1 protein-coding gene is annotated in these 242 nt (G+C 64.0%); it reads right to left on the bottom strand.

Annotation, left to right across the window (positions count from 1 at the left end):
- On the bottom strand, positions 1 to 242 hold a 242-nt coding region (locus tag AAEY83_RS18065), incomplete at both ends, for a helix-turn-helix domain-containing protein (RefSeq protein WP_351061448.1).

Here is a 242-nt window from a genome sequence, read left to right as displayed (position 1 = left end):
CCACGGTTGCGCCCTGATTGCCCCACACCGCGAGAAAGCAGGTTTCGTTGAGTTCGTCGCGCAACTCGGACAGCGGCAGGGCGGCGACCTTCAGCACGTCCATGCTGTTGAGTGCGGCCAGGCCCACCCGCAGCGCTTCGCGACCGAGGCCGTAATGGTTGGTGGCGGCGTTCTGTTCGGCAAATCCCGAAGCAATCAACGCCTGCAGATAGCGATGCACCTTGCTCGCCGGCATCTGCACG

The sequence above is a fragment of the Psychrobacter sp. TB20-MNA-CIBAN-0197 genome (assembly GCF_040309765.1).
Lineage (GTDB): Bacteria > Pseudomonadota > Gammaproteobacteria > Pseudomonadales > Moraxellaceae > Psychrobacter > Psychrobacter submarinus.
This window is presented reverse-complemented; position numbering and strand designations above follow the sequence as displayed.